The organism is Mycolicibacterium houstonense, assembly GCF_900078665.2.
Classification (GTDB): domain Bacteria; phylum Actinomycetota; class Actinomycetes; order Mycobacteriales; family Mycobacteriaceae; genus Mycobacterium; species Mycobacterium houstonense.
The window spans coordinates 313167-332701 of sequence record NZ_LT546207.1 but is presented as its reverse complement, the minus strand read 5'-3'; the positions used below and the strand labels follow the sequence as shown (position 1 = coordinate 332701).

Sequence of the window (19535 nt, the reverse complement as noted above, 5' to 3'; positions counted from 1 at the left end):
TCAGAAGGTGGCGAACTCGCTGAGGCTGGCGGCCAGCGCCATGGGTACCCGTGCCTTGATGCGGGTGCCCTCGGCGGTGTGCTCGGTGGCGTCCACGCGACCGTCGGCGTGCACCCGGGCCACCAGATCCCCACGGTCGTAGGGAATCGTCACGTCGACCGTGGCATCGGTCGGCGGGATCATCTCCGCCATCTTGGCCCGCAACCGGTCCAGTCCGTCCCCGGTGTGCGCCGAGACGAACACCGCGTCGGGCAGCGCGCGCCGCAGCGACGCCAGCCCGAGGTCGGTGGCCGCGTCGATCTTGTTGACCACCAAGAGCTCCGGCGGCGGGGCGATGCCGTACTCCTCGACCACCTCGTTGACCACCTGCCGAACCGCGTTGATCTGCGCCAGCGGATGGGCATCGGAGCCGTCGACCACGTGCACCAGCAGGTCCGCGTCGACCACCTCTTCGAGTGTGGACCGGAACGCCTCGACCAATTGCGTGGGCAGGTGCCGGACGAAACCGACGGTATCGGTCAACACGAACGGCCGGCCGTCATCGAATTCCCCGCGGCGCGTAGTGGGTTCGAGCGTGGCGAACAGGGCGTTCTCCACCAGGACGCCCGCGCCGGTCAGCGCGTTGAGCAGGCTGGACTTCCCCGCGTTGGTATAGCCGACGATGGCCACCGAGGCGGCATCCGAGGACAGCCGCCGGCTGCGCTGGGTGTCGCGGATCTTCTTCATGTCGCGAATCTCGCGGCGCAACTTGGCCATCCGCTCGCGGATGCGCCTGCGGTCGGTTTCGATCTTGGTCTCGCCGGGACCACGGGTGCCCACGCCGCCGCCGGCCCCGCCGGCACGACCACCGGCCTGACGCGACATCGACTCACCCCAGCCGCGCAGCCGGGGCAGCATGTACTCCATCTGGGCCAACGACACCTGGGCCTTACCCTCGCGGCTGGTGGCGTGCTGGGCGAAGATGTCCAGGATCAGCGCGGTGCGGTCGATGACCTTGACCTTGACGGCCTTCTCCAGTGCGTTGAGCTGGGCGGGTGACAGTTCGCCGTCGCAGATGACGGTGTCGGCACCGGTGGCGAGCACCACCTCGCGCAGCTCGATGGCCTTGCCGGAGCCGATGTAGGTGGACGGGTCCGGCTTGTCCCGGCGCTGGATGAGCCCCTCGAGCACTTCTGAGCCCGCGGTTTCGGCCAGCGCGGCCAACTCGGCCAGGCTGGCATCGGCGTCGGCCGCGCTGCCGTCGGTCCACACCCCGACCAGGACCACCCGCTCCAACCTCAGCTGGCGGTATTCGACCTCGGTGACGTCGGTGAGTTCGGTGGACAGCCCGGCGACGCGGCGCAACGAGGCGCGGTCTTCGAGGGCCAGCTCACCGGTGCTGGGGGTGACGGGATGTTCTGGATCAGTCATATGTACTTACAGGTTGTCACGTGGATCGGGCCGCGCGCACCCCAATTAGGTGTGCGCAGCATCCCACCACTGCGGCGACAAATCACCGCGTGCCACCAGCACAGAGGGTCCACGCAGGTAACTGGTCGACTCGGTGATCGTCACGGTGACCTCGCCGCCGGGGATGCGTACCCGCAACGTGCCCGTGTCGGCGCCCTGGTGGGCCAGCGCCGCCAGCGTGGCCGCGACGGTGCCGGTGCCGCAGGACGGGGTCTCGCCGACGCCGCGCTCGTGTACCCGCATGGACACCGCCCCGTCGGCCGGGGCGGTCAGGACCTCGACGTTGACGCCGTCGGGGAACAGCTGTTCATCGAAGGACACCGGTGCGCCCACGTCGAGGTTCGCCAATTCGGCTTCGGTCAGCCCGACGCAGGCCAGATGCGGATTGCCCACGTCCACGGCGATGCCGCTGACGCTGCGGCCACCGACCTCGGCGGTGCCCGTGCCGAACCGGTTCGCCTTGCCCATCTCGACGGTGACCTCGGCGGTGGTGTCGTCGACGCTGTGCAGGACCACGGGCCGCGGCCCGGCCAGCGAACCGACGACGAACTCGTCGGCCGATTCCAGCCCGGAGGCGCGCAGGTAGTGCGCGAACACCCGCACCCCGTTTCCGCACATCTGGGCGATCGAGCCGTCCGCGTTGCGGTAGTCCATGTACCAGTCGGTGGCAGCCACCCCGTCGGGCAGTCGCTCGAACACCCCCGCGGCCTGCGCGGCACCGGCCGTGGTCACCCGCAGCACGCCGTCGGCGCCNAGCGCGGTGCGGTCGATGACCTTGACCTTGACGGCCTTCTCCAGTGCGTTGAGCTGGGCGGGTGACAGTTCGCCGTCGCAGATGACGGTGTCGGCACCGGTGGCGAGCACCACCTCGCGCAGCTCGATGGCCTTGCCGGAGCCGATGTAGGTGGACGGGTCCGGCTTGTCCCGGCGCTGGATGAGCCCCTCGAGCACTTCTGAGCCCGCGGTTTCGGCCAGCGCGGCCAACTCGGCCAGGCTGGCATCGGCGTCGGCCGCGCTGCCGTCGGTCCACACCCCGACCAGGACCACCCGCTCCAACCTCAGCTGGCGGTATTCGACCTCGGTGACGTCGGTGAGTTCGGTGGACAGCCCGGCGACGCGGCGCAACGAGGCGCGGTCTTCGAGGGCCAGCTCACCGGTGCTGGGGGTGACGGGATGTTCTGGATCAGTCATATGTACTTACAGGTTGTCACGTGGATCGGGCCGCGCGCACCCCAATTAGGTGTGCGCAGCATCCCACCACTGCGGCGACAAATCACCGCGTGCCACCAGCACAGAGGGTCCACGCAGGTAACTGGTCGACTCGGTGATCGTCACGGTGACCTCGCCGCCGGGGATGCGTACCCGCAACGTGCCCGTGTCGGCGCCCTGGTGGGCCAGCGCCGCCAGCGTGGCCGCGACGGTGCCNAGTCGGCGTACGCCCACTTCGGCCGGCGCTTCGATGATCTGCACACCGAGGTGGCGCTGCTCGAGCGCCGGCTGTCCTCCGGTACCGGCGATGCCCGCAAGATCAAGTCGGCGGCGGCCACCCTGGCCGAAAGCCTGCCCACCGCAGCGGTTCTCGGCGATGTAGACGCATTGAGCGCCCGGCTGGCGGCCATCCTCGAGCACGCCGACGCCGCCGCTCAGACCGAACGCGCCCAACGCGACGAGCATCGGGCCGCGCAGACCGCACGCAAGGAGGCCCTCGCCGCGGAGGCCGAGGACCTGGCGGCGAACTCCACTCAGTGGAAGGCCGCGGGTGATCGCCTGCGCGAGATCCTCGACGAGTGGCGCACCATCACGGGGCTGGATCGCAAGCTCGACGACGCATTGTGGAAGCGCTATTCGACGGCTCGGGAGACCTTCAACCGCCGCCGCGGATCACACTTCGCCGAACTGGACCGTGGCCGCGTGGGCGCCCGCCAGGTCAAGGAGGCGCTGTGCGAACAGGCCGAGCAGTTGTCGGGCTCGACCGACTGGGGCGCCACCAGCGCCGCCTTCCGCGATCTGCTGACCCAGTGGAAGGCCGCCGGACGCGCCGCCAAGGACGTCGACGACGCGCTGTGGCACCGCTTCAAGGCCGCCCAGGACACGTTCTTCGGGGCTCGTAACGCCGCCCACGCCGAGCGCGACGCCGAGTTCAAGGCGAACGCCACCGCCAAGGAGGCTCTGCTCGCCGAGGCGGAGAAGATCGACACCAGCGACCTGGACGCGGCCCGCGCGGCGTTGCGCACGATCGGCGACAAGTGGGACGCGATCGGCAAGGTTCCCCGCGAGCGGGCCGCCGATCTGGAGCGGCGGCTGCGTGCCATCGAGAAGAAGGTCCGCGACGCCCCGGCCGGGGGCATCCCCCCCGAGGCCCNTGCCCTCGGCCTTGGGGGCATCGGTCTCGGGGGCGTCCGGCCCGGTGATGTCGTCGAACAGGCCGCGCTGCTGATGCTGGGCGGCCTCGCGACGACGATCCGCCTCGGCCGCCAGTTGCACGGCCGTGCGCGACCACACCACGCGGGCCCAGTGGAAGGTCAGCACGATCACCGCGAGCCAGGCGATGATCAGGCCGATCCCCGGTCCGGGATGGCCGGTGGCGGTCTGGCGCGACCACACGGCGAGCATCCCGAGCGCACTGGCCACCGCGGATCCGGCCAGCGCCACCCAGGCCAGCGCCCAGCGGCGGGTGATCAGCGCCAGCGTCGAGAATCCCACCGAGAACACGAGCGCCAGCCAGGTGAACACGCGCGACGGCAGCGAGACACCGTCGCGGACGGCGGTGGCATCACCGACCAGGACGTCGAAGCCCTTGGTCGAACCGGTGTGCGGCAGCACGAAGGTCATCAGCACCACGAACACGAGGATCGCCACCACCATCGCCCGCGGGCCCGAGTCGAATTCTCGGGCGACCTTGCGTTCGACGGCGGCGAGATCGTCCTTGAACCGGTCGAAGTCGCTCTCGTTGCTCAACGGCCACATCCTCCTGATGACGGCTGGGTTGCCGGCGCGCCGATTCGGGGCAACCCGAGGCCGACGCCGGTACGGGGGCGCTGCCCCGCCTCATGGGAATCGCCGGCGCGGGTACGACGATGGCCGACCACCGGGGCGTCGGCGATCAGATGATGCGGCGCGGCACCGGTCACGGTGGTGGTGACGATGTCGCCGGGGCGGATGCGATCCGCTTCCGCGCCGGGGCTGAAGTGCACCAGCCGGCCGTCACGGGCCCGGCCCGACATGCGGGCGGTGCTGGCGTCCTTGCGACCCTCGCCGGTGGCTACCAACAGCTCGACCTCCCGGCCGACCTGAGCTTGGTTCTCCTCAAGCGAGATTCGCTCCTGCAGCTCGATCAACCGCTGATAACGTTCGGAGACAACGGCTTTCGGCAACTGGTCGGGCATCTCCGCAGCCGGGGTGCCGGGCCGGATCGAGTACTGGAAGGTGAACGCGCTGGCGAATCGGGACCGCTCGACAACGTCGAGGGTGGCCTGGAAATCTTCCTCGGTCTCCCCGGGGAAGCCCACGATGAGGTCGGTGGTGATCGCGGCGTGCGGGATGGCGGCCCGGACCTTGTCGATGATGCCCAGGTAGCGCTCGGCCCGGTAGGAGCGGCGCATCGCCTTGAGGATGCGGTCCGAACCCGACTGCAGCGGCATGTGCAGCGTCGGGCACACGTTCGGGGTCTGCGCCATCGCCTCGATCACGTCGTCGGTGAACTCCGCCGGATGGGGCGAGGTGAACCGCACCCGTTCCAGCCCGTCGATGTCACCGCAGGCGCGCAGCAACTTGGCGAACGCACTTCGGTCCCGGGGAACATCGGGGTCCACGAACGACACGCCATAGGCGTTGACGTTCTGGCCCAGCAGGGTGACCTCGAGCACGCCCTGATCGGCCAGGGTCTGCACCTCGGCCAGGATGTCGCCCGGCCTGCGATCGACCTCCTTGCCACGCAGCGATGGCACGATGCAGAACGTGCAGGTGTTGTTGCAGCCCACCGAGATCGAAACCCATGCCGCATAAGCGGATTCCCGCGTCGCGGGCAGGGTCGACGGGAACTCCTGCAGCGCCTCGACGATCTCGACCTGGGCCGTGCGGTTGTGACGGGCGCGCTCCAGCAGCGTGGGCAGCGATCCGATGTTGTGGGTGCCGAACACCACGTCGACCCACGGGGCGCGGCTCAGCACCGAGTCGCGGTCCTTCTGCGCCAGGCACCCGCCGACCGCGATCTGCATGTTCGGATCGGCCTGCTTGCGCGGGGCCAGGTGGCTGAGGTTGCCGTACAGCTTGTTGTCGGCGTTCTCCCGCACCGCACAGGTGTTGAACACCACGATGTCGGCGTCGGTGCCGTCCTCGGCGCGCCGGTATCCGGCGTCCTCCAGCAGGCCCGACAGCCGCTCGGAGTCATGCACATTCATCTGACAGCCATAGGTGCGCACCTGATAGGTACGCACGGTTGCGTCGGGTGCCGTCGACTCCTCGTCGGCCGTCGCGGCCCGGGGCACCATCGTCGTCACGGCCTCAATGGTACGGAGGCGCCGGAAACGTTAACCCGGCGGATTCACAAGATCCGGGCAGGCCGGGCATTCCCTGGGTAAGGTCACCTGCCATGGGAAGCCCCGGCGAGCAGCCGCAGGTCGACGACGCAGCGCCACCAGATGTGCCGATGATCTCACTTCAGGGGGTCAACAAACACTTCGGTTCGCTGCATGTACTCAAGGACATCGATCTCGATGTGGGGCGTGGCCAGGTGATCGTGGTGCTCGGCCCGTCGGGCTCCGGGAAATCGACGTTGTGCCGCACGATCAACCGGCTCGAGACCATCGACTCCGGCACGATCGCGATCGACGGCCAGGCGCTGCCCGCCGAGGGCCGCAAGCTGGCCGAGCTGCGCTCGGACGTCGGCATGGTGTTCCAGTCGTTCAACCTGTTCGCGCACAAGACGATCCTCGAGAACGTCACTCTCGCCCAGGTCAAGGTGCGGCGGAAGTCCAAGGCACAGGCCCGCGACAACGCGATGGCCCTGCTGGAGCGGGTCGGGGTGGCCAACCAGGCCGACAAGTACCCGGCCCAGTTGTCCGGTGGTCAGCAGCAACGGGTGGCGATTGCCCGCTCGCTGGCGATGAGTCCGAAGGTGATGCTGTTCGACGAGCCCACCAGCGCCCTCGATCCCGAGATGATCAACGAGGTGCTGGCGGTGATGACCTCACTGGCCGGTGAGGGCATGACGATGGTCGTCGTCACCCACGAGATGGGCTTCGCCCGCCGTGCGTCCGACCGGGTGGTGTTCATGGCCGACGGCGCCATCGTCGAGGACGCGGCGCCCGCCGAGTTTTTCGACAACCCGAAATCCGACCGCGCCAAAGATTTTCTCGGCAAGATTCTCCATCACTGACGCTCCGCCGAAAGGAAACCCCGACATGCCCTCCGTGCCGTTCAAGTTGGTCGGTACCGTCGCTCTCGCGATCGCACTCCCCTTCGCCGCGACCGCGTGTGGTGGCGGTGGTGATGACGGCAACAAGATCGTCATCGGCACCAAGTACGACCAGCCCGGCCTGGGCCAGAAGAATCCGGACGGGACGATGTCCGGATTCGACGTCGACGTCGCCAAGTACGTGGCCAAGGAACTCGGCTACACCGACGACCAGATCGAATGGAAGGAAGCGCCGTCCGCTCAGCGTGAGACGCTGATCCAGAACGATCAGGTCGACTACATCGTGGCCACCTACTCCATTACCGACGCGCGCAAGGAGAAGGTGGACTTCGCCGGGCCGTACCTGCTCACCGGGCAGAGCCTGCTGGTGCGCGCCGACAACACCGACATCACCGGTGCGGCGTCGCTGGAGAACAACAAGAAACTGTGCTCGGTGTCCGGTTCGACACCGGCACAGCGCATCAAGGACGAGTACCCGAAGGTGCAGTTGCAGCAGTACGACACCTACTCGCTGTGCCTTGAAGCGCTCAAGAACGGCAACATCGACGCGCTGACCACCGACGAGGTGATCTTGGCCGGGTACGCCGCGCAGAGCCCAGGCACGTTCAAGCTCGTCGGCGACACCTTCTCCGAGGAGCGCTACGGCATCGGCCTGAAGAAGGGCGACACCGAGCTGCGCAACAAGATCAACGACGCGATCGAGAAGATGGAATCCAGCGGCGCCTGGAAGGAAGCCTTCGACAAGAACCTGGGCCCGGCCGGCATCGAGGCGCCGCAGCCGCCGTCCGTCGATCGCGACTGAGCGGCGAGGTAGCGCTCCGACCGTGGAGATCTTCACCGAGTACCGCGACGAGATATTCGCGGCGTTCTGGACCACCATCCAGCTGACTGTGTTCTCCGCGATCGGGGCACTCATCCTCGGCACGGTGCTGGCCGCGATGCGGCTGGCGCCGGTGCCGGTGCTCAACTGGCTCGGCACCGCGTACGTCAACGTGGTTCGCAATACCCCGCTCACCCTGATCATCGTGTTCTGCTCGCTCGGGGTGGGCCAGACACTGCAGATCACGTTCACCGACCCCGATTCGCCAACCTCCATCGTGGACACCAACTTCCGGTTGGCCCTGCTCGGATTGACCGTGTACACGGCGTCTTTCGTCTGCGAGACGATCCGGTCCGGGGTGAACACGGTGCCGCTGGGGCAGGCCGAGGCCGCGCGATCACTCGGTTTCACCTTCGGGCAGAACCTGCGATTGATCCTGCTGCCCCAGGCATTTCGGGCGGTGATCATCCCGTTGGGTTCGGTGTTGATCGCCCTGACGAAGAACACCACGATCGCCTCGGCGATCGGGGTGGCGGAGGCCGCGCTGTTGATGAAGGAGATGATCGAGGACACCGCGGCGGTGATCACCATCGGCGTCATCATGGCGGCCGGGTTCATCCTGCTGACGCTGCCGCTGGGGTTGTTCTTCGGGTGGTTGGGTAAGCGATTGGCGGTTGCAAGGTGACCGGCGCATCGGTCCTGTTCGACGCCCCGGGTCCGCGGGCGCGCGCACGCAACCACGTTTTCACCGCGCTCACCGTGGTGGTGGCCGGTGTGGTGATCGCGTTCGTGCTGTTCCAGCTGTGGACCAAAGACCAGTTCCAGGCCGAGAAATGGGAGCCGTTCCTCACCTCGAACCTGTGGACCACCTACGTGCTGCCTGGCATCGAGGGCACGTTGACGGCGGCCGGGATATCGATCGTGCTGGCGCTCATCCTCGGTCTGCTGCTCGGCGTCGGCCGGCTGTCCCCGGTCGGCCCGGTGCGCTGGATCTGCGCGGTGATCGTCGAGTTCTTCCGCGCGGTGCCCGTGCTGATCATGATGATCTTCGCGTACTTCCTCTACGGGATGTACGACCTGTTCCCGTCCAAGCACATCGCGCTGGCCGGTGTGGTCACGGGTCTGACGCTCTACAACGCCGCGGTCATCGCCGAGATCGTGCGCGCGGGCGTCCATTCCCTCCCCCGCGGGCAACAGGAGGCCGCGTGGTCGCTCGGGTTGACGTGGGGGCAGACGATGCGGCTGATCCTGCTGCCGCAGGCGATCACCGCGATGCTGCCGGTGCTGGTTTCCCAGTTGGTGGTGGTGCTCAAGGACACCGCGATCGGCTACCAGATCACCTTCGTCGAAATGGTGCGCCAGGGCACGAACATCGGCTCGGCCTACACGAACATCCTGCCGGCCCTGATCGTCATCGCGATCCTGATGATCAGCGTGAACTTCGCACTGTCGGTGTTGGCGACGCGGATCGAACGCCGGCTGCGCCGGTCCAGCCGCGGCCCCGCGCCGCTGGAGCCCGAGGCCGTCGAGCAGGAAGGCGCACCGGGCGCTCAGGTGCTGCACACCCAGCGCGACTGACCGCGTTCAGACCAGCCGGTAGCGGCCCGATGCGATCGCCTGCCGGACCTGGCCGGCGGTGCCCTCGGCGTCGAGATGCGTGTTGTCGATGACGTGAGTCTCCAGCTCGTCGAGTCGACTGAACGCGTCGTGAAGACCGGTGATGGCGGTGGGGTCCTTCAGGTCGTCGCCACTGCGGGTGTGCGCACGTCGCAACGACGTGTCGAGCGCGGGCCGAAGCACGATGTAGGACAACGAGAATCCGGCCTCGGCCGCCATATCGCGGAACGGCGCCAAGAACCACGGGCCGACGATGCCGTCGACCACCACATCGAATCCACCCCGGGCATAGGCCGCCACAGCGGCCACGATGGCGTCGACGACGACTTCGTTCTGACGTTGCGCCTCAGGCAGATACGGCAAAATGTAGCCCGCCCGAATGGCGCGGTAGAACTGGTCGGTGGTCATGTGCACGGTGGGCCTGGCCGCCGAGGCGGCGATGAGCTCTGCCACCGTGGTCTTGCCGGAAGCCGGCGGACCGGACAGGATCACCACATCTCCCGGCACAGTCACACCCGGCGCCGCTCGCGTTCACTGGCCAGCTCGACGCTGACCACGTCGAAGGCCATCGACTGAGAGTAGCCGCGCCGGGCCAGCATGCCGACCAGCCGGCGGGTCACCTTCACGTCGCCGTCATCGTCGTTGAGCCGCTCGCGTCGAAGCTTGTCGCGGACCAACTGCTCGGCCCGCCTGCGTTCGGCGGCAGGGTCCAGGTCGGCCAGCGCTGCGTCGATCACATCGTTGTCGACGCCCTTCTTGCGAAGCTCGACAGCCAAGGCGCGCTTGCCTTTTCCCGCGTTGGCATGGCGGGAACGAACCCACTGGTCGGCGAAGTCCTCGTCGTCGACCAGCCCGACCTCGGCGAGCCGGTCGAGCACCCGCGCGCTGAGTCCTTCTTCGTAACCCCGTTTGGCGAGGTGTTCGGTCAGCTCGGCGCGGGTGCGGGCCCGCACGGTGAGCAGACGCAGGCAGACGTTCTTGGCCTGCTCCTCACGTTTGCGAGGATCCTGCGTCTGCTCCCCCTCTGGCTCGCCGGAGGACTCAGAAGTCGACCGGAGCGGGAAGGACGTCATCAGCTTCAGCGGTCACGACGGCACCGATACCGAGCTTTTCCTTGATCTTCTTCTCGATCTCGTTGGCGACGTCAACGTTCTCCAGCAGGAACTTGCGGGCGTTCTCCTTGCCCTGGCCCAGCTGCTCGCCCTCGTAGGTGAACCAGGAGCCGGACTTGCGGATGAAGCCGTGCTCGACACCCATGTCGATGAGTGAGCCTTCGCGGCTGATGCCCTGGCCGTAGAGGATGTCGAACTCGGCCTGCTTGAACGGCGGCGAGACCTTGTTCTTGACGATCTTGACGCGGGTCCGGTTGCCGACCGCGTCGGTGCCGTCCTTGAGCGTCTCGATACGCCGGACATCCATCCGGACCGAGGCGTAGAACTTCAATGCCTTACCGCCCGTGGTGGTTTCGGGCGAGCCGAACATCACACCGATCTTCTCGCGCAGCTGGTTGATGAAGATCGCGGTGGTACCCGAGTTGTTCAGCGCGCCGGTCATCTTGCGCAGCGCCTGACTCATCAGGCGGGCCTGCAGACCGACGTGGCTGTCACCCATCTCGCCCTCGATCTCAGCGCGGGGCACCAGCGCCGCCACCGAGTCGATGACCAGGATGTCGAGCGCGCCCGAGCGCACCAGCATGTCGGCGATCTCCAACGCCTGCTCACCGGTGTCGGGCTGGCTCACCAGCAGTGAGTCGGTGTCGACGCCGAGCTTCTTGGCGTACTCGGGATCCAGGGCGTGCTCGGCGTCGATGAACGCCGCGATGCCGCCGGCGGCCTGGGCGTTGGCCACTGCATGCAGTGCCACCGTCGTCTTACCCGAGGATTCCGGGCCGTAGATCTCGACCACGCGGCCACGCGGCAGGCCACCGATACCGAGCGCCACATCCAGTGCGATGGAGCCGGTGGGAATCACCGAGATGGGCTGGCGGACCTCGTCGCCGAGGCGCATCACCGAGCCTTTACCGAAATTCTTGTCGATCTGGGCCATCGCCAGTTCGAGCGCTTTTTCGCGATCAGGGGCCTGTTGCGCCATGATGGTGCCTCTCCGAGTAGTCGTGCTGACCGGTGTTCCGATCGGTTGACCGTGACGCTAGGCCAGGGCACCGACAAGTCGGTCGAACATCGCCCACACTAGACGAACATCTGTTCGATTCAAGCAGACACGCCGGAGAGGGCGCGGGTCAGCGACGACGCCAGTTCGGAAAGTTGTCGAGATCCCGCAGGGTCATCACGAAGCCCACGCCGCCGACGGCGATGGCCAGCAGATATCCGATCGCCGCCTGCCATCCGCCCAACGTCGACGCGACCAACCAGCACAGCAGAACCGCTGCGATCACCAGCAGGACACCGTAGAGCGGAGTCCGCATCGGATGGTCACCGAGACCCATAACTCCGGTATACGCCGAAAATGCGGCCGGGAAAAGCCCGCCTACGCACCTCTGATCAATCCGCTTCGGTCACCACTGATCACGCGGGACGTCGAAGTCCGCGCACAACGCCCGCCACACCGCGCGTGGCTCCACGCCATCCTCGATCGCCTGGGCCGCCGTCCGGCCGTCGAGTGCTGCCAGCACATGGTCGACGAGCAACGAGCGACCCCGAATCGAGCCGAACTGGCCGTCCACGAGGTCATGGAATTCCGTCAACCGCACGGGCCCAACCTACCCAGCACCGACCAGCGCGTCATGGCACACCCGTACCGGATCTGCCACCCCGGCCATCGACGCGCCGGCCCGGCGCGCGGCGGCGCGGTAGGACGGCGATCCGAGGACAGTGCCGACCGCCGTGGTCAGCGCATCGCCGGAAAGTGGCCGCACCAGCTGCGCACTACCTTGGCGCACAACACGATTGGCGATCTCCCACTGGTCCCCGCCGCCGGGAACCACCACCATCGGCACCCCGGCCAGCAAGGTCTTGGACACCATCCCGTGCCCGCCCCCGCAGATCACCAGATCGGCGCGGGCCAACAACTCGTCCTGACGACCCAGCCCCACCACCGCCCACGGCGGGACCTCGACGTCGTCGCCGCCCAACCGGGACACCACCACGCGGGCACCCTCGGGCAGGGTCTCCCCCGGCCGCAGCGTCTCCAGGGCCAGCTCCGCCATTCCCTGGGCTCCGGTGATGGCCGTCGACGGTGCCACCACGACGACCGGCCCCGAACCCGTTGGCACGGCCAGGACCGCATCGGTCGGCTCGAAATGCAGCGGTCCCACCACCACCGCCTCGGCCGGCCAGTCCGGACGCGGCACCTCCAGCGCGGGCAGCGTGGCGATCAGCCGGCGCAACGGACCCGGGTCGGCGGCGGGCAGCCCGATCTGGGCCCGGACCGCGGCACGCTGCGCCAGGCCNCCGCAGCTCCGCCAGCCCGGGCACGTTGAGCTGCGCCATCCGGCCGGCCCGCCGGTGGATCTTGGCGCCGGCGTCGGCGTCGTCGTCGTCCTCGGTCGGATCCAGGCCGGCGAGCTCGATGGCGTCGACGCCCGCGGCCCGAGCGGTGTCGAGCCATTCCACCCCGGTCAACAGGGTCGGAGTGTCCCCGGCGGCCAGAAGCTTCAGGCACAGGGCAAGGGCCGGGAAGGCATGTCCGGGATCGGGTCCGGCCACCACTGCTACGCGCACCGGCCTACCCTGCCACAGCACGATCCCACTAGGCTGCGGACATGGCTGACCAATCATCCACCGCGGTGCAGAGCACGGCCGCCACGGTCGAGACGTTCCTCAACGCACTGCAGGAGCAGGACTTCGACACAGCCGAGAGCGCATTGGCGCAGAACCTCGTCTACCAGAACGTGGGTTTTCCGACCATCTACGGCCGCAACCGGGCGATCAAGCTGTTCCGTTCGATGCCGGGCCCGATGGGCTTCGAGGTGAAGATTCACCGGATCGCCGCCGACGGCGCCACCGTGCTCACCGAGCGCACCGATGCCATCACGTTCGGCCCGCTGCGGCTGCAATTCTGGGTGTGCGGGGTATTCGAGGTGTACGAGGGCCGAATCACGCTGTGGCGGGATTACTTCGACATGTTCGACATGTTCAAGGCGACACTGCGCGGCCTGGCCGGCGTGGTGGTGCCGTCACTGCGCACCTCGCTGTAGTCGTGATTCAGGCGCGGCGCAGCTGACCGAGTTCGTCGAACGCCTGCGCCCAGCCGACCAGACGATCGGTGGCACCGGTCAACTCGTTGCGGTAGCGCTGTTGCGACAATGGTGACGCGGTGCCCTGGCCGCTGTTCACCGTTGACACCAGTTGCGCTGCGGCAGTGACCATTTCGTTGTACTGCCGGACACCCTGACCCAGCTGCGCGGCGAAGGCGTTGATGGTGGGCACCAGGTGCTGGCGCGACTGCGGCGCATTGCTGATCGCGCGTTCCATCGAGACCACCTCGGCGGCCGTGGCCGCCATCGTCCGTGCCGTGTGGTTGGCCACCGCGGTCAGCTCCCGCAGTTCGTCGGCCGGCAGCATCCGTCCGCGCTCCAGCACACCGAGCAACGAGAACATGCCCCGTTCAGAAGCCATCAGTGCCGCCATGGGCTGGCGCGCCGCAGAACCCCACGGCGGCAGCCGGCGTCCGGAGATCGGCCGCTCGGCGGGAAGAGGTTCGGCGCGTAGCCACCGGTAGCGCAGCCAGAACAGCGTCGCGGGGAAGGCCGCACCGGCGGCGATCGCACCGGTGATGATCAGGCCCCAGACCGGCGTGCTCCACGACGCCAGTAGACCTGTGACCAGCACCCAGAACACGCTGGACAGGGTGAAGAACACCGCGAAGCGGACCGCCCACCGCCGCTTGCGCAGCAGCTTGGCACGCGGATCGGCAGCCGCACTGAGCTTTTCGGTCAGCGCGCCCGAGAGATCCGCGGCGGTGTCAATACCCCGCTGCACCAACGACTTCCAGGCTTCTGGTCGGCCGGTCTTGGTAGCCATGATCTAGAACACTCGAATCTCTATTGGCCGAGCGGGTTTTCGGGGGTGGCCGGAGTCTGGTTGGTCGCGGGGGTGGCCGGTGTCGCGGGGGCCGCACCGCCACTGGGCAGGGCTTCGCCTCGCATCGAGGCGCGGATCTGCTCCAGCCGGGAGTGACCGGCCATCTGGACGCTGGCCTGCTGCACCTCCATCATGCGGCCCTGCACCGAGTTCTGCGCGAGCTCGGCCTCGCCCATGGCGTTGGCGTAGCGGCGTTCGATCTTCTGGCGCACCTCGTCGAGGCTGGGCGTGGTGCCCGGGGCGGCCAGCTCGCTCATCGACCGCAACGACGAGCTGACCTGCTCCTGCATCTTGGCCTGCTCCAGCTGAGACAGCAGCTTGGTGCGCTCGGCGATCTTCTGCTGCAACATCATCGCGTTCTGCTCGACGGCCTTCTTGGCCTGGCCGGCGGCCTGCAGGGCCTGATCGTGCAGACCCTTGAGGTCCTCGACGCTCTGCTCGGCGGTGACCAGCTGGGCGGCGAACGCCTCGGCGGCGTTGTTGTACTCGGTGGCCTTGGCGGCGTCGCCGGCCGCGGTGGCCTGATCTGCCAGGGTCAGCGCCTGGCGGACGTTGACCTGCAGTTTCTCGATGTCGGCCAGCTGGCGGTTCAGGCGCATCTCGAGCTGGCGCTGGTTGCCGATGACCTGGGCGGCCTGCTGGGTGAGCGCCTGGTGCTGACGCTGTGCGTCCTCGATGGCCTGCTGGATCTGCACCTTCGGATCGGCGTATTCGTCAACCTTGGAGCTGAACAGCGCCATCAGGTACTTCCACGCCTTGACGAACGGATTGGCCATGGGTTCGTTCCGCCTTATCTGTCGGGCTTGTCGGTCCGGCCCGATGGTCGGGCCTCACGATTCACGTTGCGGCATTCCTCTGATGCCAACTTATCGGTTCCGGGCATGCCGCCACAGTCCCGCAGGCCGTTCGCATGGGTGTTTCGCGAAAATTCGCCCGCACCCCCGAACAGCGCAATCAGCCCGGCATCGGGGCCATCCTCATGCCACGGTCACGCGACGGCCATCGAGACGACCTGTGGGATGACCACCTTGGTCGCCGCGTCGATGTGGGCGACGGTGGCAGCGACGTCGAGGTGGGCCGACGCGGTCGCGTGCTCACGTTCGGCCATGTTCTCACCGGCGTCGGTGAGCACCCGCGACAGCGGGACGTCGAGGGCGTCGCAAATGGCGCTCAGCAATTCGCTCGAGGCCTCCTTGCGGCCCCGCTCCACTTCGGACAGGTATCCGAGACTGACCCGCGCCGCATCGGAGACTTCGCGCAGAGTGCGTCCCTGCTCGGTGCGGGCGTTACGCAGCACGTCGCCAATCACCTCGCGCAGCAATGCCGTCATCGTGCCCTCCTTCGCCTGGCCTGTGACAGGTTCGCTAACAGACCAACGCCACCGGCCACCGCAAGGTTCCCGATCCCGTGCACTCCGAGATCTCGGTCACTGATGCTCGACCAGAAAACGCAACCGGGAGATCGCCTCCTCGACCGCGCCGCGGCGGATGTCCCAGCGCGAACCGGACAACGAGAGCTCGATGACCTCGGTGTCGACCGGGCCGGCCAGGCCGATGAACACGGTGCCCACCGGGTGTCCCCCGTGCGCCTCCGGTCCGGCCACGCCCGTCAGGCCCACGCCCCAGGTAGCTGCGCAACGCTGGCGAGCGCCCACGGCCAGTGCCCGGGCGGTGGGCGCCGCCACCGGGCCGACCGCGTCGAGCACCTGCGGAGCCACGCCCGCCAACCAGATCTTGGTGTCCTCGGTGTAGGTGATCAGGCCGCCCTGCAGCACAGAGCTGGCGCCGGGCACCCCGGCCAGGGTGGCCGCCAGCAGCCCGCCGGTCAGCGATTCGGCGGTGGCCACGCTCTGGGCGCGCACCGTGAGGTCGGCGACCAGCGCCCTGGCGTCGTCAGTGAGCAGCGGATCGTCCACGCGAATCCCTGATCGCGGAAATGACGTAGTCGGCACCGGTGAGCACGGTCAGCACGACTGCCGCCCACATGATCACCCAGGCCACGGTGAGCCAGATGTCGGGCCACGCATGCAGGGGCAAGATGAACAGCCCGATGGCGATCGCCTGCACCAGCGTCTTGAGTTTGCCGCCGCGGCTGGCCGGGATGACCCCGTGGCGCAACACCGCGAAACGCAGCACCGTGATGCCGATCTCGCGGGTCAGCACGACGACGGTGATCCACCATGGCAGGTCACCGAGCATCGACAGACCGATCAGCGCCGCCCCGATCAGCGCTTTGTCGGCGATCGGATCGGCCAGCGTGCCGAACTCCGTGATCATGCCGTAGCTGCGGGCCAGCGCCCCGTCGAAGTGGTCGGTGATCACCGCGATCGCGAACACCGCGAAAGCGGCGATCCGCCAGGCGGTTTCATGACCGTCTCCGACGAACAGAAACACAAGGAAGACCGGAACAAGCACCAACCGCACTCCGGTGAGCACGTTGGCGAGGTTGGCCACGCGCGCACGCGGGACCACCGGATCGGTCGAAGGTTGGCCCGGCACCGCAACAGAATATCGGTTGCCGCAGCCGATACTCTTGCGCCTGTGAACCCAGGCAGTGTCGAGGAGCGCAAACACCCTGTGGTGCGCCGTGCCCGCACGTCCGATGTCCCGGCGATCAAGCGCCTCGTCGACGTCTACGCGGGCAAGATCCTGCTGGAGAAGAACCTGGTGACGTTGTACGAGGCGGTCCAGGAATTCTGGGTGGCCGAACTCGACGGCGAACTCGTCGGATGCGGTGCGCTGCACGTGCTGTGGGCCGACCTCGGCGAGGTGCGCACTGTGGCCGTGCATCCGAAGGTCCGCGGCACCGGTGTCGGCCACGTGTTGGTGGAGCAGTTGCTGGACGTCGCTCGCGAGCTGCACCTCAGCCGGATCTTCGTGCTGACCTTCGAGGTCGACTTCTTCGGCAAGCACGGGTTCGAGGAGATCGACGGCACCCCGGTGACGGCCGAGGTGTACGAGGAGATGTGCCGCTCCTATGACACCGGTGTGGCGGAGTTCCTCGACCTGTCCTACGTCAAGCCCAACACCTTGGGCAACACCCGGATGTTGCTGACGCTCTGAGTGGGCGCTGCTCGGTACCACTCCCGCCTTGTCACGCTGGAGTGGCTCTCGGTGGCGAACGCCACTCCAGCGTGACAACCGTCGGCGCGACGGCTACGTAAGCGTCAGAACTCGTCCGGATCGTCGTCGGTGTCGGCACCGTTGGCGTCGGAGCCCCCACGGATCAAGGCCAGCGTTCCGGCCAGCTCGTCGGGCTTGACGAGCACCTCGCGGGCCTTGGAGCCCTCGGACGGCCCGACGATGCCGCGGGTCTCCATCAGATCCATCAGGCGGCCGGCCTTGGCGAACCCGACCCGCAGCTTGCGCTGCAGCATCGAGGTCGAACCGAACTGCGAGGACACCACGAGCTCGACGGCCTGCAGGAAGACGTCCATGTCGTCGCCAATGTCGGGGTCGACGTCCTTGCGCTCGCCCGCCTTGGCCGCGGTGACGCCCTCGACGAACTCGGGCTCGGCCTGAGACTTGGTGGCCTCGACGACCGCGTGGATCTCCTCGTCGGTGATGAACGCACCCTGCATACGCAGCGGCTTGTTGGCGCCCATCGGCAGGAACAGGCCGTCGCCCATACCGATCAGCTTCTCGGCGCCCGGCTGGTCCAGGATGACGCGCGAGTCGGTCAGCGATGAGGTGGCGAACGCGAGCCGCGACGGCACGTTGGTCTTGATCAGACCGGTGACGACGTCCACCGACGGCCGCTGGGTGGCCAGCACCAGGTGGATACCCGCCGCGCGGGCCTTCTGCGTGATGCGCACGATGGCGTCCTCGACGTCACGCGGCGCGGTCATCATCAGGTCGGCGAGCTCGTCGACGATGGCCAGGATGTACGGGTAGGGCTTGTAGACCCGCTCGCTGCCCAGCGGTGTGCTGATCTCGCCGCTGCGCACCTTCTCGTTGAACACGTCGATATGCCGCACCCGGGACGCCTTCATGTCCTGGTAGCGCTGTTCCATCTCCTCGACCAGCCAGGCCAGTGCGGCCGCGGCCTTCTTGGGTTCGGTGATGATCGGCGTGATGAGGTGCGGAATGCCTTCGTACGGCGTGAGTTCCACCATCTTCGGGTCGATCAGGATCATCCTGACCTCTTCGGGGGTGGCCCGCGCCAGCAGCGACACCAGCATCGAGTTGACGAAGCTGGACTTACCGGAACCGGTCGAACCGGCCACCAGCAGGTGCGGCATCTTGGCGAGGTTGGCCGAGACGAAGTCGCCCTCGATGTCCTTGCCCAGACCGATCACCAACGGGTGATGGTCACGTCGGGTCGACGGTGCGGTGAGCACGTCGGACAGCCGCACCATCTCGCGGTCGGTGTTGGGCACCTCGATGCCGACGGCGGACTTGCCCGGGATCGGCGCGAGCATCCGGACGCTCTCGGTGGCCACCGCGTAGGCGATGTTGCGGTGCAGCGCAGTGATTTTCTCGACCTTGACGCCCGGGCCGAGCTCCACCTCGTAGCGAGTGACGGTCGGGCCGCGGGTGCAGCCGGTGACCGCGGCGTCGACCTTGAACTGTTCGAGCACCGAGGTGATGGCGTCGGTCATCTGGTCGTTGGCGGCGGTGCGCAGCTTCGGCGGATCGCCGGCGATGAGCAGCTCGAGTGACGGCAGCGTGTACGGCCCCTCGACCACCCGGTCCATCACCAGGGTGTCGTCGGTCTTGGGTTTGCTCTCGGCCTTCTTGCGGCGCGGTTTGACCGCGGGCTCGGGGATGGTCGGCGCGTCGACGTCGTCGGGCAGCGGGTAGTTGTCCATCGGCGTGCCCGCCGGCGGCTTGGGGGCTTCGATCGCAGGCGTGGGCCACGTCTGGGCGTCGCCGCGCGCGGCGTCGTCGTCGTAGTAGCCGTCGGAGAAATCGTCCGACTCGGGCCCGTCGTAGTCGTCGGCGTACTCGCCGTCGTACTCGTCGTACTCGTCGTCGTAGTCGTCCCGGAACGCCCGGGTGGTGAACATGGCCTGCAGTGTCGAGGGCACTTCGCGAATCGTGGTGCCGGTGACCAGCAGCAGGCCGAACAACACGCCCATGAACAGCAGCGGCGCGGCGATCCACTCGGTCAGGCCGTCGGACAGCGGCCCGCCGATGGCGAACCCGACGAAGCCGGCGGCGTGCTGGCGCGCGACGGGATCCTGCGGCGA

General features: G+C 67.7%; 20 protein-coding genes and 4 pseudogenes. 7 read left to right on the top strand and 17 right to left on the bottom strand.

Annotated elements, in window-relative coordinates:
• From hflX to BN4332_RS01735, 3 genes and pseudogenes are all read right to left on the bottom strand, one after another.
• A complete protein-coding gene (hflX, locus tag BN4332_RS01745) occupies positions 1 to 1410 on the bottom strand; it encodes a GTPase HflX (RefSeq protein WP_066896785.1) in 1410 nt (469 codons plus the stop codon).
• Positions 1411 to 1455: 45 nt separating this feature from the next.
• Complete coding sequence (gene dapF / locus BN4332_RS34845; RefSeq protein ID WP_268811506.1) at positions 1456 to 2640, bottom strand: diaminopimelate epimerase; 1185 nt, start codon at positions 2638 to 2640, stop codon at positions 1456 to 1458.
• A gap of 45 nt (positions 2641 to 2685) precedes the next feature.
• Positions 2686 to 2874: pseudogene (locus BN4332_RS01735) on the bottom strand (diaminopimelate epimerase); the annotation flags it as partial.
• A 3-nt stretch (positions 2875 to 2877) separates the two neighbouring features.
• On the opposite strand from BN4332_RS01735, the pseudogene BN4332_RS01730 reads away from it, so the two are divergent.
• A pseudogene (locus BN4332_RS01730) lies at positions 2878 to 3816 on the top strand (DUF349 domain-containing protein); the annotation flags it as partial.
• A gap of 21 nt (positions 3817 to 3837) precedes the next feature.
• On the opposite strand, the pseudogene BN4332_RS01725 reads toward BN4332_RS01730, so the two are convergent.
• Together BN4332_RS01725 and miaB are read right to left on the bottom strand one after the other, a co-directional pair.
• Positions 3838 to 4416 (bottom strand): annotated as a pseudogene (locus BN4332_RS01725) (Rv2732c family membrane protein); the annotation flags it as partial.
• Positions 4404 to 5939 (bottom strand): tRNA (N6-isopentenyl adenosine(37)-C2)-methylthiotransferase MiaB, encoded by a 1536-nt coding sequence (gene miaB, locus BN4332_RS01720; RefSeq protein WP_066896940.1) that lies wholly within the window; start codon positions 5937 to 5939, stop codon positions 4404 to 4406. The gene miaB and the pseudogene BN4332_RS01725, both read right to left, overlap by 13 nt.
• A gap of 158 nt (positions 5940 to 6097) precedes the next feature.
• Here miaB and BN4332_RS01715 point away from each other — a divergent pair, with 158 nt between their 5' ends.
• The 4 genes from BN4332_RS01715 to BN4332_RS01700 are packed head-to-tail and all read left to right on the top strand — an operon-like array spanning position 6098 to position 9263.
• Positions 6098 to 6826 carry an amino acid ABC transporter ATP-binding protein gene (locus BN4332_RS01715; protein ID WP_066896779.1) on the top strand — a complete coding sequence of 243 codons (729 nt, stop codon included), beginning with the start codon at positions 6098 to 6100 and terminating at the stop codon, positions 6824 to 6826.
• Positions 6827 to 6851: 25 nt separating this feature from the next.
• A complete protein-coding gene (locus BN4332_RS01710; RefSeq protein ID WP_066896776.1) occupies positions 6852 to 7667 on the top strand; it encodes a glutamate ABC transporter substrate-binding protein in 816 nt (271 codons plus the stop codon).
• Between the two features lie 22 nt (positions 7668 to 7689).
• The gene (locus BN4332_RS01705) at positions 7690 to 8370 is read left to right on the top strand and encodes an amino acid ABC transporter permease (protein WP_066896773.1); all 681 of its coding nucleotides are present in this window, start codon (positions 7690 to 7692) and stop codon (positions 8368 to 8370) included.
• Complete coding sequence (locus BN4332_RS01700) at positions 8367 to 9263, top strand: amino acid ABC transporter permease (RefSeq protein ID WP_066896771.1); 897 nt, start codon at positions 8367 to 8369, stop codon at positions 9261 to 9263. Before BN4332_RS01705 ends, BN4332_RS01700 begins: the two co-directional genes overlap by 4 nt.
• Positions 9264 to 9269: 6 nt before the next feature.
• On the opposite strand, the gene BN4332_RS01695 is transcribed toward BN4332_RS01700, so the two are convergent.
• The 6 genes and pseudogenes from BN4332_RS01695 to BN4332_RS01670 form a co-directional block, all read right to left on the bottom strand.
• Positions 9270 to 9815, bottom strand: coding sequence for an AAA family ATPase (locus BN4332_RS01695; RefSeq protein WP_096866807.1), 546 nt, complete (start codon positions 9813 to 9815; stop codon positions 9270 to 9272).
• Complete coding sequence (gene recX, locus BN4332_RS01690; RefSeq protein ID WP_066896767.1) at positions 9812 to 10375, bottom strand: recombination regulator RecX; 564 nt, start codon at positions 10373 to 10375, stop codon at positions 9812 to 9814. Before recX ends, BN4332_RS01695 begins: the two co-directional genes overlap by 4 nt.
• Positions 10344 to 11393 (bottom strand): recombinase RecA, encoded by a 1050-nt coding sequence (recA, locus tag BN4332_RS01685; protein ID WP_066896764.1) that lies wholly within the window; start codon positions 11391 to 11393, stop codon positions 10344 to 10346. Before recA ends, recX begins: the two co-directional genes overlap by 32 nt.
• Positions 11394 to 11541: 148 nt before the next feature.
• Positions 11542 to 11748, bottom strand: coding sequence for a hypothetical protein (locus BN4332_RS01680; protein ID WP_066896747.1), 207 nt, complete (start codon positions 11746 to 11748; stop codon positions 11542 to 11544).
• A 69-nt stretch (positions 11749 to 11817) separates the two neighbouring features.
• Positions 11818 to 12012 carry a DUF3046 domain-containing protein gene (locus BN4332_RS01675; RefSeq protein WP_066896744.1) on the bottom strand — a complete coding sequence of 65 codons (195 nt, stop codon included), beginning with the start codon at positions 12010 to 12012 and terminating at the stop codon, positions 11818 to 11820.
• A gap of 9 nt (positions 12013 to 12021) precedes the next feature.
• Positions 12022 to 12982 (bottom strand): annotated as a pseudogene (locus BN4332_RS01670) (glycosyltransferase).
• A 41-nt stretch (positions 12983 to 13023) separates the two neighbouring features.
• Here BN4332_RS01670 and BN4332_RS01665 point away from each other — a divergent pair.
• Positions 13024 to 13458 (top strand): limonene-1,2-epoxide hydrolase family protein, encoded by a 435-nt coding sequence (locus tag BN4332_RS01665; RefSeq protein ID WP_066896740.1) that lies wholly within the window; start codon positions 13024 to 13026, stop codon positions 13456 to 13458.
• A 7-nt stretch (positions 13459 to 13465) separates the two neighbouring features.
• Here BN4332_RS01665 and pspM read toward each other — a convergent pair whose 3' ends face one another.
• The 5 genes from pspM to pgsA all read right to left on the bottom strand — a co-directional run bounded on the left by pspM (position 13466) and on the right by pgsA (position 16842).
• Positions 13466 to 14284, bottom strand: coding sequence for a phage shock envelope stress response protein PspM (gene pspM, locus BN4332_RS01660; RefSeq protein WP_066896737.1), 819 nt, complete (start codon positions 14282 to 14284; stop codon positions 13466 to 13468).
• A gap of 20 nt (positions 14285 to 14304) precedes the next feature.
• Positions 14305 to 15120: a phage shock protein PspA gene (gene pspA / locus BN4332_RS01655; protein ID WP_066896734.1), complete on the bottom strand. Its 816-nt coding sequence runs from the start codon at positions 15118 to 15120 to the stop codon at positions 14305 to 14307.
• A gap of 212 nt (positions 15121 to 15332) precedes the next feature.
• Positions 15333 to 15674 carry a transcriptional regulator ClgR gene (gene clgR / locus BN4332_RS01650; RefSeq protein ID WP_066896732.1) on the bottom strand — a complete coding sequence of 114 codons (342 nt, stop codon included), beginning with the start codon at positions 15672 to 15674 and terminating at the stop codon, positions 15333 to 15335.
• 96 nt (positions 15675 to 15770) lie between these two features.
• A complete protein-coding gene (locus tag BN4332_RS01645) occupies positions 15771 to 16259 on the bottom strand; it encodes a CinA family protein (RefSeq protein ID WP_066896729.1) in 489 nt (162 codons plus the stop codon).
• On the bottom strand, positions 16237 to 16842 hold the full coding sequence (gene pgsA, locus BN4332_RS01640; RefSeq protein ID WP_066896726.1) for a CDP-diacylglycerol--glycerol-3-phosphate 3-phosphatidyltransferase: 606 nt from the start codon (positions 16840 to 16842) through the stop codon (positions 16237 to 16239). The genes BN4332_RS01645 and pgsA overlap by 23 nt, the downstream gene beginning before the upstream one ends.
• Positions 16843 to 16884: 42 nt before the next feature.
• On the opposite strand from pgsA, the gene BN4332_RS01635 reads away from it, so the two are divergent.
• On the top strand, positions 16885 to 17406 hold the full coding sequence (locus BN4332_RS01635) for an amino-acid N-acetyltransferase (protein ID WP_235653993.1): 522 nt from the start codon (positions 16885 to 16887) through the stop codon (positions 17404 to 17406).
• A 104-nt stretch (positions 17407 to 17510) separates the two neighbouring features.
• Here the strand turns inward: BN4332_RS01635 and BN4332_RS01630 are convergent.
• Positions 17511 to 19535: DNA translocase FtsK (locus BN4332_RS01630; protein ID WP_066896723.1), on the bottom strand; the 2025-nt coding region annotated here is incomplete at its 5' end.